Source organism: Actinomadura spongiicola (assembly GCF_003432485.1).
Classification (GTDB): domain Bacteria; phylum Actinomycetota; class Actinomycetes; order Streptosporangiales; family Streptosporangiaceae; genus Spirillospora; species Spirillospora spongiicola.
In genome coordinates this window covers 12670-28565 of the sequence record NZ_QVNQ01000020.1, presented here as the reverse complement: position 1 = coordinate 28565, position 15896 = coordinate 12670, and the positions used below count along the sequence as shown (strand labels likewise).

The following is a 15896-nucleotide window of genomic DNA, read 5'->3' as shown; positions in this document are numbered from 1 at the left end:
AAGCAGCACCGTGCGGTCGCGACCCGGTATGACAAGCTCGCCGTCCGCTACCAGGCCACCATCGAGATCGCCGTGATCGACATCTGGCTCCGAGCCATCACCAAGATCACTTACTAAACAGGCCCTAGAGGCAATCGGCGACACCAACGCCAAACAACGATCGGTCATCCTCGGCGACCTGGCCGCCGTCGAGATCGCCCAAAGCGACCCCGAGTCCGCATGCTCCTACGCCGAACAGGCCCTAGACCAACTCGCCGTCACTTGGTACGCCACCGGCATGGACCGCGTGCACGACGTCCGCCGCGCCCTCCAGCCCTGGGCCGACACCGAATGCGTCCGCCGCCTGGACGACCGCCTCTACGGATGGCAGACGACCCTCAGCGCGCTTCAGCGTTAAACGCAGCAATACGGCCCGGAAGCTCGGCCAGCGAATCAATCCGCATCGTCGGAACGCGGTCGGCATCCGGGTCGTCCTGCTGAATGATCCCCCACGGCCCCCGCCGGATCAGCGCCGTCCGCAACCCCGCCGCAGCCGCGGGCATGATGTCGTTGTCCAACCGGTCACCCACATACAGCACCTCCCCGGCCTCACACGGCGCCGCCTCCACCACACACCGGAAGAACCCCGGATCAGGCTTGGCCACCCCCCAGTCATCCGACGTCGCAACCATGTCACAAGGCAGCCCCAACGACCGCAGGATGCCACCGGCCCGCACCGTCTGATTCCCCGCGATCCCCACCCACAGCCCATCACCCCCCAGCTTGGCCAACGTCGGCCGCGCGTCCGGGTACAACTCTTCCTCTCCGAACGTCTCAGGCCGCCCCACCGCAGCCCGCTCCTCACGCTGCTGCGTCAGATCAAACCCCGGCGCGAACACCTGGAACGTCTCCCGGTAGTCCAACCCCCGAGCGATCACCGCCCCGAACATCGCCGAGAACGTATGCCGAGGCACCCCCAACCAGTCAGCCCACGTCCCATACTCCCGAGACTCATCAACCAGACACTCGCCCACATCGAACACCACAGCCTGAATCATGACGCTAGGTTAGCCGTTCGCGTGGCGCAACCAACCAAGCAGTAGAGGAAAATGGGGGTGCGGTGCGGCGAGGGCAGTGGCTAAAATATGCAAGAGTCGCGGCTCTTTCACTCTAAAAGAGTCTCAAACAAGGATAGACAGTGAAACCTGAAGATAATTTGCAAGAGAAACTTGAACACATCAAAGCTGCACTTGTCGAAAATGAAAATCTCAACATTCCGCAAGACTATGTAGCACAAATATCAATGAACACTCCATACGTGAGAGGAACCGTTGTTCCTGCGCTCGGGAGGCGGTGGGAAGTACATCCAAGCGGCCTATTGATACCGCAGGGTTCGGCCAGAAGCATCGCGCCCATAGATTTGGTTATAACGTATCTCACGGCAGAAGAGGTGCTAGGAGTAAAACCAGAATTCGAGTATGTGCTCGACCAATTGTCTCGTTGCACAGTACGTCAGGTGATTGCATTTACGTCGAGGTTGATGGCTAGTTATCACGCACCGGGCATCTCTCGTAGGGAGTTGGACAAGCGCTTTGCAATTACAGGCTTTCGGGAGCCATTGAGGGAAAAAATACTAAACCTCCTCCGTCAGGGAGACCGCGCCTTGATTGTGCCTCAAGCGCTATTTTGGCTTAATAAGATCTCGCTAATATACAGCCATGACGAACCTCCTGCTGAAGTAGAGCCCGGGAACCTGGTTGCTGCCCTAATAGCGGTCACTAGCCATATGAGCGACGAGAGTGAGTTGCCGGGAAGCACGATCATAGACAATATAGCTGGGCCGCTCGGCCGAGAAGTTATTGCCAATCAGATTCTTAACCAAAAGAGCACGGAAGCGAACGTTCTGGCCAGCTTCCACCGTCGGTGGAACCAACTTCCCCAGGAGTTGATGTCAGATCCTCGCGTAATTGATCTTGCTGCCACTTTTGAAGAATTCGCCGGAGTAAGCCTAGAGGATTTCAGTGCTGTAGCGGCCGGCTTCTTTGCTTCTGCGTTGAAAGGCGAGCCAGTTGTTCCGCGAAGCTACTTCAGCAGCTTGGATGGCCAGATTGATGTTAATGGTGTACTTGAGCTGATAAGTAGGCCAGTGTCGACACTGCGGGATGAAGTCACAAAAGAGATTGAACGCTATGGGTTGACATGGGCAATCTCAACCTTCGAGCGGTGGCCAGTTGTAAGCTTCGATGATCAAAATTTTATTGTCATTGATGGCGAACTGCTTCTTCAGCGCTGCTTTGGGTGGCTGCCGATGTACGACATCTTGGACGGGCTCTCCGGATTGTCGGGCAGTCAAGGAAAAAGACTGACGGGAAAGATTCAGCAATGCGTTAGTCATCTCGCAGAAGTCTACGTGCTTGAAATATTGCGCAGCATCGTAGCGGAACTTGGCGACGGAAAGCGTGCCTTTTTTGAAGAGGCCATCATGCGTGCTTACGGAGGTGAGAAGAGGAAAACGTGTGACGCCGCAATCGATTATGGCAGTTCCTGGGTGATGGTGGAAGTTACCACCATCAAGATGCGGCGCGAGTCTGTTGCTGGCCTTTCTGATGAGGCCATAAATGGCGACATCGATCATCTCATAGCCAAAGCTAAACAGATTGATGCCACTATAAAGGCGATCCAGGTCGATGAGTCGCGTTTGACAGGACATCATTCTCTGCCGGGCAAAAAATTCTTCCCGATTCTAGTGACGGCTGCGGGATTCCCTGCTAACCCTATCACTCTTACGCTTCTGCGAAGCAAGCTCAAAGAAAGAGGAATCCTCGAAGGCCCTAACGTCTATCCTGTGGAGTTGGCGACGACGGAAGAGCTGGAAATGATTGAAGGGCTCACTCAACAGCATGGATACACTCTGCAGGGTATTTTGGAAAGCAAGGCAAAGGCTGGACTTCGCCGTGCGGCTATACGTGAGTACATTCTGGTTGAGCTAGGCGTAAATCCACGCCGCTCTGAACGCGTGGAAAGGCTTTGGAGTAAGTCTTTCGATTCGACAATCGAAGCCCTCGGGAGGCATGAACATCCTTCAGGATAATGGTCGATGATAAGGAGCCTCAGGGTGTCGTGTCCCAATGCTGCCGAATTGGGCTGTTTAGATCAAGGGGCGGCGGCGCTTAGGCCGCTGCGCGGCCCAGCGCCAGGCCGCCCGGAGCATGCGGCGTGGGCGCCGGTCACCGGACGGCCGCGCCGGGCCGCGCATCGTGCCACCTCCGCCGGCCCCGCCTCGACCGGCTGTCACGGGGTCGCACCGCCGCCCAGATGTCTACTGTTCGAGCTGCACCGGACTCCGCCGGCGCAGGGACGTTGCAAGCTGGACTGGAATGCGCGTGGCTCCCCCCGACCCCGAACTGTCGAGGATGGCGGCGGCCAGAACCCGTCAAGGGCGCTTCGCGTCACTTCGTGATGGCCTACGGCCCCCCTTGACGGAACCTGTCCGTCGCTAAGTGCAGGTGTCGTCGGGGCCGGAGGGAGGGAGGGAGGGAGGTGGGGGGAACAACAGCGGCTACGCCGCACGCCCCAGGGCACCACAAGGAGCGCACCCCGCGCGGGTACAGGTGGCCAGGAGCGGGCGAACCGGTTCCTCCGAACGGCGGTCGGACCTGTTGCGATGCTCATAGCATCGGGTTTGTGGCCCAAGATGAGGTAACGCCCCAGTATCGGCCGGTCAAGGATGCGCACAAGACACTAGGGCTCTGGTCGATTCGCCGGGCGCTGACCTTCGCCGTCACCGCCGCCTTGGTGTTGCTGGTAACTGCCTGGTTCCTCCTGTCTTGGCTCCTCGGATCGCCGCCGCATGCCAAGCCCAAGCCGCTGGAGACTAAGGACCTCCTAGAGTTGCTCAAACTCGTTTTCGCTCTGGTCGCCGGCGTCGGTGCCCTGGTAGCCCTGGTCACCACCTACCGTCGCCAACGCGTTGACGAAGCCGCTGGCGAACGCGCCGAACGCGTCCAAGCCCACGCTGAGTACGGCCAAGCTGTCGAGCTACTCGGTCACGACAAGGCCGCCGTCCGACTAGGTGGCCTGTACTCCCTAGAACGTCTTGCGCAAGATCACCCCTTCTATCGGCAGACAGTCACCGACGTCGTGTGCTCCTATCTGCGCATGCCCTTCCAAGCCCCCGAGATGGACGGTCAGCCAGGCGACCACACTACAAATGATCCTGAAACCATTAATGAATCTCAACAAGAACTTCAGGTCCGTCTCACCGCACAACGGCTACTGAAACGCCACCTAAGCATACCCCTTCGCGACAATCGCCTCCCTTCTACCTATTGGGACGGTATTAATATCGACCTCAGCGGCGCACATCTAGTCGACTTCGACTTCCAAGGATGCCGAGCAGTAGAAGCCATCTTCAACGAGACATGTTTCAGTGGGGATACCTTTTTCCACCAAGCGCAGTTTGAGAAGGTCGCCATATTCGGCGAAGCTCAGTTCAGCGGACCCGCACGGTTTGATGGCGCGCAGTTCATTGGTCCTGCCATATTCTCTGGAGTGCAGTTCCAAAAAGTCGCCGAGTTCGGCTTGGCAAGCGCCATTTTCGGGACGACGTGGTTCAGGTCCCTGGCTATGTTCGATAAGGCGCGGTTCGGCATGGAAGCTATGTTCACCGAGGTGCGGTTCGGCTCGGAAGCCACCTTTGAGGAGGCTCGGTTTATTGGGACGGCCGAGTTCGGCGACGCGAATTTTACGATTATACCCAAATTCGCCGGAGCCACAGCGAGCCATCCAAACGATACCCACGTATGGCCAAGTCCATGGCGTGCGGAGGAAGTCAAAGATGGCACGGCTCAACTCACTCGCGAGAACTGACGGCTAAGACCAGCAGACACCCTTGTACTTCGTCGGCCTCCGGAGCCATGTCCCCCTGGCTCCCAGGAGCCACACTGGGAGCCACGCGGATGGATGAGCTCGGATCGTGGCGAACGACTCTGGACAAGCGGCAAGCGACGATCCAGCGTGCGGACTGATTCGAACGGATTCGTTGATAATTTGGAAATCTACGGATCAGAAGATTACGGGTCTGAGCCGGTGGCGGACGGCGTGCCCGTTGCGTGCCCGTTAGAGCGGACGGTCGCGGGCGGGAACGGTCGGCAGCGGGGTTGTGGGCGTGCAAGGGCAGGTCAGCGGCTTGGCTGGTGATCGTTGATCTAGGGAAGTGACTTCCTAAGCTGACAGCGCAGGTTCGATTCCCGTCACCCGCTCCCACACCAAAGGCCCAGGCCAGGACATTGATCCCGACCCGGGCCTCGATCTTCTCACCGACCACCACGGACCGCCGTGCCATTAACCTGCCCTTGGACCCCGGGCGCCCGCCCTCCTTTCGCGCCGTCACCCTGACCCGAACGAGGGCGGCCAGGCCATTAGCGATCGCCCGGTCACGCTTACGGCGAGCGTGCAGGTAGAACCGTGCCGCCGCATGGTCAAGTTCACCCATCCCCGGGAACTATCCCCGCGCGGGAATGGTCCCGGGAACCCCTCGGCAAGGTCGGACCACTCCAGGTGCTCCCCGCGCACGCGGAGATGGTCCACGGCCTGGACCGGCAGCGTGCGCGCAGCCCATGTGCTCCCCGCGCATGCGGGGATGGTTCCGGTGGCGGGACTCGAATGGCGTCTCGGAGTGCTCGCCGCGCGCAGTTATCAAATACACGTTTGCTGCGGTCTTCGAGGGTGCTGGGTGGATGCCGGGTGACCATGGGGACTGGGTCGTGTCGATGGTGTGGTTAGGGGGTGGCTGGTTTGCGGGCGGTGAGTAGGCGGGTCGGGACCCATGGACTGCCCCACCACGCGCGCCAGCCGAGGCCGCGTACGTGGATGTCCTGGGCGTTCAGCCGGGCCAGCACTGCGGCGTACTCGCGGGGAGTCCTCGCCAGGTCGGCGATCAGTAGGCGGCCGCCTGGTCGCAGTACCCGGTACGCCTCGGTGATCGCTTGGGCGCGGGCGTCCGCGCTGAAGATGGTGTGCACCGTCAGGCTGGACACGACCAGGTCGAAGCTTGCCTCCGCGTACGGGAGTCTGCGCAGGTCACCCGCTTGCACGTGGACGCGGTCGGCGACGCCTTCGGCGCGGGCGTTGCGCAGGGTCGCCGCTGGGGTGTTGCCGGACTGGTCCCGTCCGCGCCATAGGTCCACGCCGACGGCACGGCCCTGCGGGAGGTGCCGGGCTGCGGCTAACAGGACGGCGCCGCGTCCGCAGCCGAGGTCGAGTAGCCGTTCGTCGCCACGCAGGTCCAGTTCGTCCAGCACGTCCCGCCAGACCAGGAACTTGCCGCGGAGGGTGGTGTGCAGGCTCAGGGCCAGACATCCCGCCAGCAGGGTGCCAGAGATCAGCGCGGGTAGCGCGGCGGCCAGATCGGCGGTGACCGCCATCACCAGCCCGGTCACCCAGAACCCCAACACGACCAGGCCTACGAAGCTGAACCCGTAGGGCGCATCCATCCCGTACCGCGCGCCAGGCATCCCGCCACTTTGCCACGAACCGGCCGCTCGGGGGGTCAGGTATCACGCACTGGTCACCGCCAACGCCGACCCGGTCTTCATTCTGACTGCGATGTGTGGATGGGTGCCGGACTGAGCGCGTGCCTGGACTTGGTCGCTGACGACCAGGGCTAGGGCGTCGCGCTGCGCGTGGTGCGGCAGTTGGTGATTTGCCTGGGACGGTCCGGCAGGCAGAGCCAGTTCAGCGCTTCGCTCAGACCTGTCTTACCCCGCCGGGTGGAGGAGCTGCGGCACCACGTCGCGGCGCACCTCGCCAGTCTTCACGACCGATTTCGGTATCACCCCCCAGAACACCAGTGGCCACCGTCGCTCCGTTGCTACCGGGACTTCAAGAGGCTGGTGAGGTGACGGGGTATCCATGCGGGGGTGCGCTGTTGTAGTGGTGGGTGGTGACGGGGAGATGAGCGCGGACAATTTTTGGACGACGTCGACAAGACCTTCGGCGTCCAGCAGTGTGGCGGGGGTGGCGCGGAGCGTGTGTGGCGTCAGCCTGGCGAGGGCGGGGCAGCTTACGCCTTCCTGGATGCGTTGTGTCACCGCAACATCGCATGATCGTCGACGCTGCCCGCATCGATGGCCTCGACGGCCCGCCGAAGACGGTCGACGTCGGGAATGGTGATGAATCGAGGCAGCGTCGAGCTGATCAGGCCCTCCTTGCGTAGGGCGGCGAGCGCCCGGACCACGGTTCTGCGGGAGTCACCGATCCAGCTGCCGAGCTTCTCTTGCGAGCTACCTGCACCGTGCGCGATGAGCAAGCCGTCGTGCCTGCGGATGGGGTTGTTCTCCGGTCGGCACAGCTCGACCAGCAGTCCGGCCAGACGCTGGACGGCCGTGGGGTAGTCGCGGATCGTGCGCAGTCGATCTGCTTCCTCTAGGCGTGCCTGCTGTAGGCGTAGCAGCGCCCCAGAAGCATTGCGGGCGGACTGAAGGAAGTGGGTGAAGCTGTCGACCGGGAGACATAACAGGTGCAGGTCGTAGGAGATGGCGGTGATGGTTTCGTTCGAAGCGGCTCTGGTGAGCGCTCCGCCGAGGCCGATGAGTCCGCCCGGACGGTACATCCGCAAAGGCACGGGGCGTCCGGCCTTGACCACCGTGGCGACGGCCCAACCGGTCCGGATGATCATTACTTGGCTTACCGGGGCTCCTTCGCTCAGCACGACGGCGTCCTCTGGATGGGCGGCCGCCGTGGTCCGTGCCCGCAGAGTGCTCTTTTCCTGGGAAGTGAGCATGGCCCAGAAGTCTTGGTCATGCTGCGGGGCTTGTTGAATCGGTAGTGGCGTCGCCATCGGGATCAGCGCCCGTACAACGCGAACAGCACGGCCGGCAGCGAGGCCATCAGTGTGGCCGTGGCAGTGAGCACCCGCGCCCGGCTACTCACCGGGGTGGATCGCACGATGAAGGCGACCATGCCGATGAAGGCCAGGGTGATCAGACCGCCGACGAGTAGGGACAGCGGATGAGCAGGCATCGAAATGCTCCCCTTGGGCGTGGCTTGGATGTGGCGTTCCTGTTCGTGGCAGTCGACCGGCACAGGGAACTCGGCGAGGGTTCTGGAAGCCCAAGCCCCTGTAAGTCGACCACCAATGGCGATGTTCGGGACGCTACGCCGCGTCCCCGCTAGTCGGGAAGAGTGGACGCGAGGGACCATAAATGCAAGAAGCCCCCGGGCTTCCAGACGCCGGGGGCAACTCGCCTGGTCAGCGCCACATCCAAGCCAACGAACGTAGAGCTGTCCAATGCCCAAGATACGCGGATGCGGGTGCGGATACCTGGGTCATCTGGCCCAGAACACGCGCCTTCTTGAGTTCTGGCAGCCGACCGCGCGACCCAGACCCTTAGCCCGCACTCCTTCGGAGGGGTGTCCGAAGCGTAGGCGTGTCGGCGTTCAGTCCGGCTGAGGCGTGTTCGTTGGTGGTGTCATCGAGTGTCCGCCCGGCGTGGAGATGGAAGGGGCGTGCTTGGCGAATATGTTCGATCGTTGAGCCTCATCGCCGACAGTTGACTGCCCGTCGCTGAAATGTCGCGCTAGCTGGTTGGGTCGGTGAACCGAACAACCTCTGTCAGCCTAGGGTGACAAGGCGGTGCGTGTCAGCTTAGGCTGACACGCATGACGTCGATGACGGAACTCGTGGACGCCGTGGACAGCCGGGACCCGGCGACAGGACTGGCCGCGGTGGCCGCCATGCGCAGACTCGTGGACCAACTGGAAGCACTGCACGTGAGCAATGCGCGCGCTCAAGGCTGGTCATGGGAGGCGATCGCCACCTCGCTCGGTGTTCGACGCCAGTCGGTGCACAAGAAGCACGCCCGGCGGATCGCCGACGACACGGCGGGGAGGCGGAAGTGACGATGCTCGCCAGGTTCACCCCTGATGCCCGCCGAACGGTCGTCCGCGCCGGGATGCTGGCCACCGACGCCGGCCGCAACGTGCTGGGGACCGACTATCTACTAATGGCCCTGACGGAAAGCCCGTCTCTTGGCGGTCTTCTGGCGGAGTTGGGCGTCACCGGCGACGCTCTCCGCGTTCAAGTCGAAGGCGGCCGAGAAGTCGGCCTCCGGGATCGCGAGCTGCTCGCCTCCCTCGGCATCGATCTCGATGAGATCCATCGACGCACCTTGCTGGCCACATCGCTTCGCCCCGACGACCCGGCCCTGTGGCGGCTTCACCGCTCGCGAACCCGTCCGCTGCGCATCACCCTTACCGGCCCGGCGACCGAGATCGTGCTGGACGGGAGCAGCAGGAAGGCCATTGAGGTCGCACAATGGGCCAGCCGTCGCGGCCGTCGGACCCAGGTCAGCGGTGAAGACCTGCTCTGGGGTCTGCTCGCCGACGCCTCCAACGATTCGGTCGTCATCCTGCGTCGAAGCAACGTCGATCTTCGCCGTCTTTGGGGCAACCTCAGACGTTGGCACCAAGCAGCATGAACGACGCCCGCCTGGGTTTCGGGATTGCTTGACGCAGGTTCGCGTGGACAAGTGCGGCTTGCTGAAGGCTTCGTTCTCCTCGCGTTCGGTTGGTGCCTGAAGCGGCGGCTTGGCGCCACGCCGGTTGACATCCGTGTATCCGAGCTTGTCGATGCCGGGGAGGTTCGTCGCGGCCGTAACGGGTGATGGGCTAGTCGTTGGTGGTTCTGATCAGCTCGTTCGCCAGGTGTACCTGACTGGGAAGGCTGCCATTGGTCGCTTTGGTACCCAGGGCTGGTTCTCAGTCGGGCTGTCCGTGTGCATGAATTGGGTCACCTTGCAGGGTTTTATCGATCAAGGAGCGACCGTCCTGATATGCACACGGAATGACCGAAGCTTCCCAGGAGTCGTCCACGCAGTCTGAGGAGTCCGCTCCTCCTTCGCGGCGACGTGAGCTTTTCGAAATCGTCTTCCAGCAAGTGGTCGGCGCCGTGGTCGCTGGGGTGTTGACCGGGGTAGTCGGGTGGGGGGCAGGGGTATTCAGCGGGATGGGCTCCGCCGACGGAGATGATTCTGGTGGCTCGGACGGATACAGGCAGACCTTCGCCGGCCGCCTCACCTTGAAGCAGACCATTGACAAAGACATCGACACCCCGCAGCCCACCGACGCCCACGGACCCGGTGGCGACGTCAGATTCGCCCGAGGCTACGCCACGCTGGAGGGCGTGAAGATCGCCCCATACCGAGGCAGTGGTACTCCCACCGCTGACAGGTGCGACCAAGCCGCACAGGCCAACGGCGACGCATCCGAAGAGGTGCGCACTCAAGGGTGGTACTGCATCCGGTCCGCCAAGGGAGCAGTCGCCGCACTTCGCGTGGACGCAATCGGCGTTGATGCCATCGACGGTTATGCGATCGTCTGGCGACGCTGACCGTCCAAAGGCTCGATACCTGATACGGCCACCAATCCGTGAGAGCGGATCACGTGAGGACGCCGCCCGCCGACGACACCTTATTCAACGGCCGCGACCGCAAAGCGCATCGAACGGAACACGGTGACTGCGCCTTGGACTACGGACTCGCCCAGCGTTGTCGCCTCCGCCGCCCATGGGTTTCGCCCAGCAACGTACGTCGTTCGTGCAGTTCGGGGACGTGGTGTTATGCCTCCTTGTGCCGGCCAGTTAGTTTCGTCAGGGTGGCGAGGATTTCGGAGGTCAGGACGGGGCCGAGTTCCTCGAAGGTGAGTTTGCCGGCGCCGTGGCCGGTTGTGGCGAGCCGCACCTGTTCGATCTCCTGGACCGGCGCGTCCTCGGGGGTGAGGACGCGGATGCCGGGTTCCAAGTAAAGGACGAGATACTGCTTTTCGCCGAGTTCCAGTGAGATGTGACGCTGGTAGCCGCCCGTCTCTTTCGGGCCTAGCGTCCAGCCTGCGCGGGTGAGCCCGAAGATCGGGCCGTTCGGCACCGACGCGCCCTCGAAGCGGGTGAGCCGTGACGCCGTCTCCTCGCCGTCCGTCGGCTTGTACACCGTCCGGCCGAGCTGCGGGAACGGTTGCAGCAGTTCGTAGTCGGCGAAGACCTCCGACCAGGCGACGAGGTCGGTGACGAGAGCCGGATGGGCGAGCGTCACGGGTACGTCCGGCAGGTCGAGCGCGTCGTCGTGGACGTCGGAGTACGTGCCGTCCTCCGCGACGCGGAAGTGTGTCGTTCCGGCGGACCAGAGGAGGCGGCGGACGATGTGACGCAGCAGCGGGTGTCCGGCGAGCACCTCGCTGAACTCGGTCGGCGTCCATGAACGTCCGGAGATCATCGCCTGTTCGAGGCGCTTGATCTGGTCGGCGGCGACGGTCCGGACCTCCTTCTTGAGGTCGGTGAACCGCTTGTAGGCGGCGGGCGCGAGGGCGGCGTCGTCCTTCGCGCCCGGCTTCGGCAGCGTCTTGCGGCGGCGGCCGTTCTCGTCGAGGACGACCGGCTTGAGTTCCTCGTCGAACACGACGCGGAAGCGGCGCGGGCCGTAGTCGAGGGTGATGCCGCCCTCGCCGTCCAGTCCGAAGTCGGGGACGAGCCGGTCAGCGAGTTGCTCGGGCGTGATGCCGCGCTCGCGGGCGACCGCGTTCAGCCGTTCCTGCGCATAGGGCCGCATCCGGTTGACGTCGGACGCCTTGCGCGCGAGCCGGTCGAGGAGCCGGAGCGTGTCGGGGGAGTCGAGCGCGGTCAGCACGTCGAGGGCTTCCCAACCTCGCCATGACCAGACGGACGACTTGCTCCAGCGGCCCATCGCGGTCGCCAGTCTGGTGGCGGTCCCGGCATTGCCGAGTCGTCGCAACGCGTACTCGACGCCTTCGGAGGCCCACCGGTCCCGGACGAACTCCGCGGTGTACAGGGCCCAGGCCAGTTCGGCGAGCGAGTCCGGGTCCAGGTGCTCGAAGACGGGCTCGCAACCGGGGTAGGGCTCCTTCGGGGACGAGATCCGCAGCATCGTGACCAGGTGCCGGGTGGCGGAGACCGGCAGCGCGTGCTCTTTCCCTCGCAGCAACACTTGCGGAAGCCGTTCGCGGACGAAGTCTTCGTCCGGCTCCGGAAGCGGGTCCGGGTAGCGGTCGAGCGGGTCGCTGACGGACGCGGCGATCGCCTCGGCAACGTGCTCGCCGTACCTGGCCGCGGCCTCGATCACGCATTCGCGGCCGTGCTCCCGGACGATGATCGCCAGCCCGTTCTCGGCGTGGGTGCGTTTCGGGCCGGGCTTGCGCAGCGCGTCCGGGATGACGAACGGGACCGCGGCCGGTCCGTGCCAGGCGAACCAGGCCCGCGACGCCTCCTCGACGTTCCAGACGCCCATTCCCTTGATCATGAACTGGGCGGTGGCGTCGTCCAGGAACGGGACGAGCGCCACCGCGCACGACAGGTGCACCTTCGCGGCGTGCAGGAGCAGCGGGTGCGCGGCCAGCCCCCGCCGCGCGGCGAAACGCTGGAGGGGGACGCGGTAGACCCAGCCTGAGTAGTCGTCGAAGTAGCGTTCGTCGGCGAGGAGTTCATTGGCCAGGTCGTCCGGACCGTCGAGCACGAGCCAGCGGTAGCGCAGGGAGCGCCGCCCGCCACGCGCGTCCTCCAAGGCGTCGCCGCTGCGGAAGTACTCCGCGATCGCCGCGAAGTCGACGTCATCGGGGACGGGGGTCTCCCTGCGGCGCCAGCCGTCCGAGGCGTCCCGGAACTCCTCCCGCAACCCAGGCGGCCAGGACTCGACGGTCGGTGTCTTCGGTCGCTTCAACCCCTGCACGACGGGTGGTGCCGTGGAGCGCGGAGTGCTTCCGCGTGTCCACGGCGGTTGGACCAATAGGGACGGAAGCATGCTCGCGGGTGCCTCAGGTACGCGGGAGGAGTGTGTCATCTGTCCGTTTCATGGTTGGTCGCGGACGGCGAGAACGTGAGCACGTGGACGCGGACCGCTGGATCATGCAATCTACGACGGACGGACGACATTGGATCGTTCCCCGCATTTCCTGCGAGCTTTCACCGGAGCGTTCAGGCAGGGCCGCGATCGGCGGCGCTGTCGGCCGGTGCCCGCCACGGGGCTGCGGGTACGGGCCGCTGATGGCGAGACCTTCGGGCCACCTTGAGCCGCGCCCGCTCTGCCGTCCCATTCGAGGTGGTTCAGAATGCCGACAGCGTCAGCCCGACCGCCTCGCTGGAGCCACCCGAACCGGCCAAATGGACTCCACCCCTCCGGATTGAGCATGGGCAAGCGCTGGGCGCCGACCTTCGAGAGGCATCCGTTCGCAAGAGTCTCGTGTGCACTGGTGTCTGGCTGGGCGTCCGGACCGATGACAGACCCTTGAGGGCGACGTGCAGGTTACCGAAGACTTGATGAGACCATCAGCCGATGGGCATCTATGTGGGGGTCAGAGGATGGTTGCAATGCGATGAGCGGCAACTTGCCGCGATCCGCACGATCATCGCCGCCCATGACGACGGCCACTACTCCAACGGGTGGGGATGGCCGCGCCAGCACATCAACTGGACGCACTACGTCTTCTTCGGCGCTGACATACGCGAGTGGGCAGTAGATGCACTACTAACGCAAGTAGAAGAGATCGCACAGCTCCCGGCGTCCGACGAGGACGGCGACCGCGTGACCGGCCTGTTCTTCGCCACCCATGAGAGCGACGGCATGACCGAGTGGCAGATCCGTGAAGGCCAGGTCTTCGTCACCCCCGGCGACGGTCGCTACCATTACCTCGACGCCTAGCGAGCTGACGTTGGAGAAATCGCTGCTGCTCGATCTTTGGTGTTAACCTTGGATTGGGTGTTGTGATGATTATCCGGACGGCCGGGTGTAGCGCATTCTGATTTTTATGTCGTCGTCGCCGTGCCGTGCGACCTCCCGCAGGCCGAGTCGCTGGTAGAGGGCCTGTGCACGGTGGTTGACCGCGAGCACGTCCAGGATCAGGTCCTGGCCTCGCTGGGCGGCCTCTTCCACGAGCGTGGTGATGAGGCGGGTGCCGATGCCGCGCCCTTGGTGGTCGGGATGGATTTCGATGCGGGCGAGATACACCTCGGTGTCGTGGTACTCGACGTTGAGCATGCCGATATCGGCTTCGTCGGCGGTGATGATCTGCCAGTGGTCCGGATCGAATCCGCGGGCGTGGTAGTCCCGCTGGGCTTGCTCGTCCCACCCCCAGATCGCGGCGACGTAGTCACCCATGGCGGCCTTGTGCAGTTGGAAGCAGAACTCGCTGTCGGCAGGTGTGGCCGGGCGCAAAGCGATCGCGTTCACGCTGCGTCCTGCCCGCAAGTGGGGTAAATGGGAGGGTTGGGGGACATGATAACCACAGTATCGAATTCTCTGGCCGCGGAAGACTCAGGCAAGGTCGGGTTCAGTTAATGCCACCGATCGCGGAGCAACCACCAGAGCCGTTGCTTAGCGTGATGCCACCGTAGCCACAAAGGGAGCCGGTGATGCGGCACGAACGACAATAGGTCGTCATCGGCCGGATTGCCTCGTGTGCACGACCGCAAGAGCGTTAGACAACGCTGGTCCACAGCACGGTGAAGCCTGGCTGTGTGAGCCATCGCGATCAAGCCCTGCTCACGGATTCGAAGGTCGTCGGATTCCATTGCTAACGCAACCAGCGGCAGCACTTGTGTGGGTTCTGGATGGTTGAGCGCCAGAGCGATGAGTGCGACTCCCACCAGCTCCTCACCACGATCGAACGCCGCCTGGACGTCCGCGGGGAGAAGATCCGCCTCCCAGACCGCGTCTAGGTCGTTCCAGTCAAGGTCGCCGCCGGATCCCAAGGCGTTTTCAGCGTCATCCACGGGCAAAGCTTAATGTCCGCCTCCTGAATTGCGGACCGCCCGCCGGTCGGCCGTTCGTCCATCGCCACAACACCGACGCCACGCCTCATCCTGCTTCTCGCGGTCACGAGCAGCGGTTCTCTCGTAGATGCCCTAGGCGTCTGCATGGCTCTGTCGGACGCTGTGAGCCAGGCGTTCGAGAGTCACGGGTTGGCCAAAATGTCTGCTGGTCGGATGCCGGTCACGCACCGGACGGAAAAACTCCAGACGTGGGTTTCCGATGATGGCTCTAGAGCTACTCGTCGAACCAGACCACGAGTCGGACGCCGGGGGCGCCGTGGATGTCGGCGAGGGCGCGCATGACGGTCCACACCGGCTGCCACGGGCCGTCGGCGGGGACGGCATCGCGGCGCCGGGCCCGTTCGACGCGGTAGAGCGTGGTGCCGACCTCCCATTCAGTGCCCTCCTCCCACAGTTCGCTGATGCGGTCAGGATCAAGGGTCTGGGTGTCGACACCGCTGGCCCTGGCGAAGCCGCGACTCCAGTCCTCGCGGTGCACCAGCTCCAGAGTGCCGTCTGGTCGCCGACGGTAACGAGCGATGTCGGTGGCCCGTGGGATGGCCGGCTCTGCCCAGTCGATGGTGAGAACCTCGTCCCAGCCGAGCCAGGTGGCGCCGAACGCGGCATCTCCCCATGACGCGTGCTCGGCACGGACGGTCTCTGACACATCGGTGGGCAAACCGCGGTCGGCGGCGACCGGCCGCCAGTGCCCCGGAAGATTCCGGACGCCGAAGAGGCAGGCGAAGGCGCTGTAGTCCCTGGTCATCCCGAGCATGGACAGCTCGATGGCCGGATACCAGGCGGTCTCGCCGATGTCGAGGCCAGGACCCCAGGTGCGACATTCCACGAATCCCCTGATGCTGGTTCCCACAGCCTGATTGTGCCGTGCCCGTGCCTATCCACAAACGCAGAATGAGTAATAACCGGAGAACGAACGTTCTCAACGATTCAGTACCTGTCCAGTGGCGACGCCTCGCCGTCGCCGTGGTCGTATGTCAGGACGGTCGCGACCTCGCGCGTGCCGTTGATGTCGTCCGGTGAGTAGTGGGTCGATCAATGAGTGGCATGGGGACGGAAGGGTGCGCCTGGATGTCCGGGCGCACCC

General features: G+C 63.6%; 13 protein-coding genes. 6 read left to right on the top strand and 7 right to left on the bottom strand.

Annotated features, from left to right (window positions below; genetic code table 11):
• Window positions 1-377 precede the first annotated feature (377 nt).
• Entirely contained in the window at window positions 378-1037 is a 660-nt protein-coding gene (locus D0T12_RS34495; protein WP_117405280.1) for an HAD family hydrolase, read from the bottom strand.
• A gap of 140 nt (window positions 1038-1177) precedes the next feature.
• Here D0T12_RS34495 and D0T12_RS35145 point away from each other — a divergent pair, with 140 nt between their 5' ends.
• Window positions 1178-3070, top strand: coding sequence for a hypothetical protein (locus D0T12_RS35145; RefSeq protein WP_147339748.1), 1893 nt, complete (start codon window positions 1178-1180; stop codon window positions 3068-3070).
• A 593-nt stretch (window positions 3071-3663) separates the two neighbouring features.
• Window positions 3664-4848 (top strand): pentapeptide repeat-containing protein, encoded by a 1185-nt coding sequence (locus D0T12_RS34490; RefSeq protein WP_117405278.1) that lies wholly within the window; start codon window positions 3664-3666, stop codon window positions 4846-4848.
• A gap of 911 nt (window positions 4849-5759) precedes the next feature.
• On the opposite strand, the gene D0T12_RS34485 is transcribed toward D0T12_RS34490, so the two are convergent.
• From D0T12_RS34485 to D0T12_RS35700, 3 genes are all read right to left on the bottom strand, one after another.
• A complete protein-coding gene (locus D0T12_RS34485) occupies window positions 5760-6494 on the bottom strand; it encodes a class I SAM-dependent methyltransferase (protein ID WP_117405277.1) in 735 nt (244 codons plus the stop codon).
• Between the two features lie 572 nt (window positions 6495-7066).
• Window positions 7067-7819, bottom strand: a complete 753-nt coding sequence (locus D0T12_RS34480) for a Crp/Fnr family transcriptional regulator (protein ID WP_117405276.1) — start codon at window positions 7817-7819, stop codon at window positions 7067-7069.
• A gap of 5 nt (window positions 7820-7824) precedes the next feature.
• Window positions 7825-8001 carry a hypothetical protein gene (locus D0T12_RS35700; protein WP_158581740.1) on the bottom strand — a complete coding sequence of 59 codons (177 nt, stop codon included), beginning with the start codon at window positions 7999-8001 and terminating at the stop codon, window positions 7825-7827.
• 639 nt (window positions 8002-8640) lie between these two features.
• Between D0T12_RS35700 and D0T12_RS34470 the strand changes: the two genes are divergently transcribed.
• The 3 genes from D0T12_RS34470 (at window position 8641) to D0T12_RS34460 (ending at window position 10369) form a co-directional block, all read left to right on the top strand.
• Window positions 8641-8880, top strand: a complete 240-nt coding sequence (locus tag D0T12_RS34470; RefSeq protein WP_117405274.1) for a helix-turn-helix domain-containing protein — start codon at window positions 8641-8643, stop codon at window positions 8878-8880.
• A gap of 2 nt (window positions 8881-8882) precedes the next feature.
• Window positions 8883-9458, top strand: a complete 576-nt coding sequence (locus D0T12_RS34465) for a Clp protease N-terminal domain-containing protein (protein WP_233526475.1) — start codon at window positions 8883-8885, stop codon at window positions 9456-9458.
• Between the two features lie 365 nt (window positions 9459-9823).
• Complete coding sequence (locus D0T12_RS34460) at window positions 9824-10369, top strand: hypothetical protein (RefSeq protein WP_117405272.1); 546 nt, start codon at window positions 9824-9826, stop codon at window positions 10367-10369.
• A gap of 226 nt (window positions 10370-10595) precedes the next feature.
• On the opposite strand, the gene D0T12_RS34455 is transcribed toward D0T12_RS34460, so the two are convergent.
• Window positions 10596-12704, bottom strand: coding sequence for a DUF4132 domain-containing protein (locus D0T12_RS34455; protein ID WP_158581738.1), 2109 nt, complete (start codon window positions 12702-12704; stop codon window positions 10596-10598).
• 612 nt (window positions 12705-13316) lie between these two features.
• Here D0T12_RS34455 and D0T12_RS34450 point away from each other — a divergent pair.
• The gene (locus D0T12_RS34450) at window positions 13317-13682 is read left to right on the top strand and encodes a hypothetical protein (RefSeq protein WP_117405270.1); all 366 of its coding nucleotides are present in this window, start codon (window positions 13317-13319) and stop codon (window positions 13680-13682) included.
• Window positions 13683-13751: 69 nt separating this feature from the next.
• Here the strand turns inward: D0T12_RS34450 and D0T12_RS34445 are convergent, their stop codons facing one another.
• Both D0T12_RS34445 and D0T12_RS34440 read right to left on the bottom strand, forming a co-directional pair.
• Window positions 13752-14210, bottom strand: a complete 459-nt coding sequence (locus D0T12_RS34445) for a GNAT family N-acetyltransferase (protein WP_117405269.1) — start codon at window positions 14208-14210, stop codon at window positions 13752-13754.
• Between the two features lie 816 nt (window positions 14211-15026).
• Window positions 15027-15662 (bottom strand): hypothetical protein, encoded by a 636-nt coding sequence (locus tag D0T12_RS34440; protein WP_117405268.1) that lies wholly within the window; start codon window positions 15660-15662, stop codon window positions 15027-15029.
• Window positions 15663-15896 lie beyond the last annotated feature (234 nt).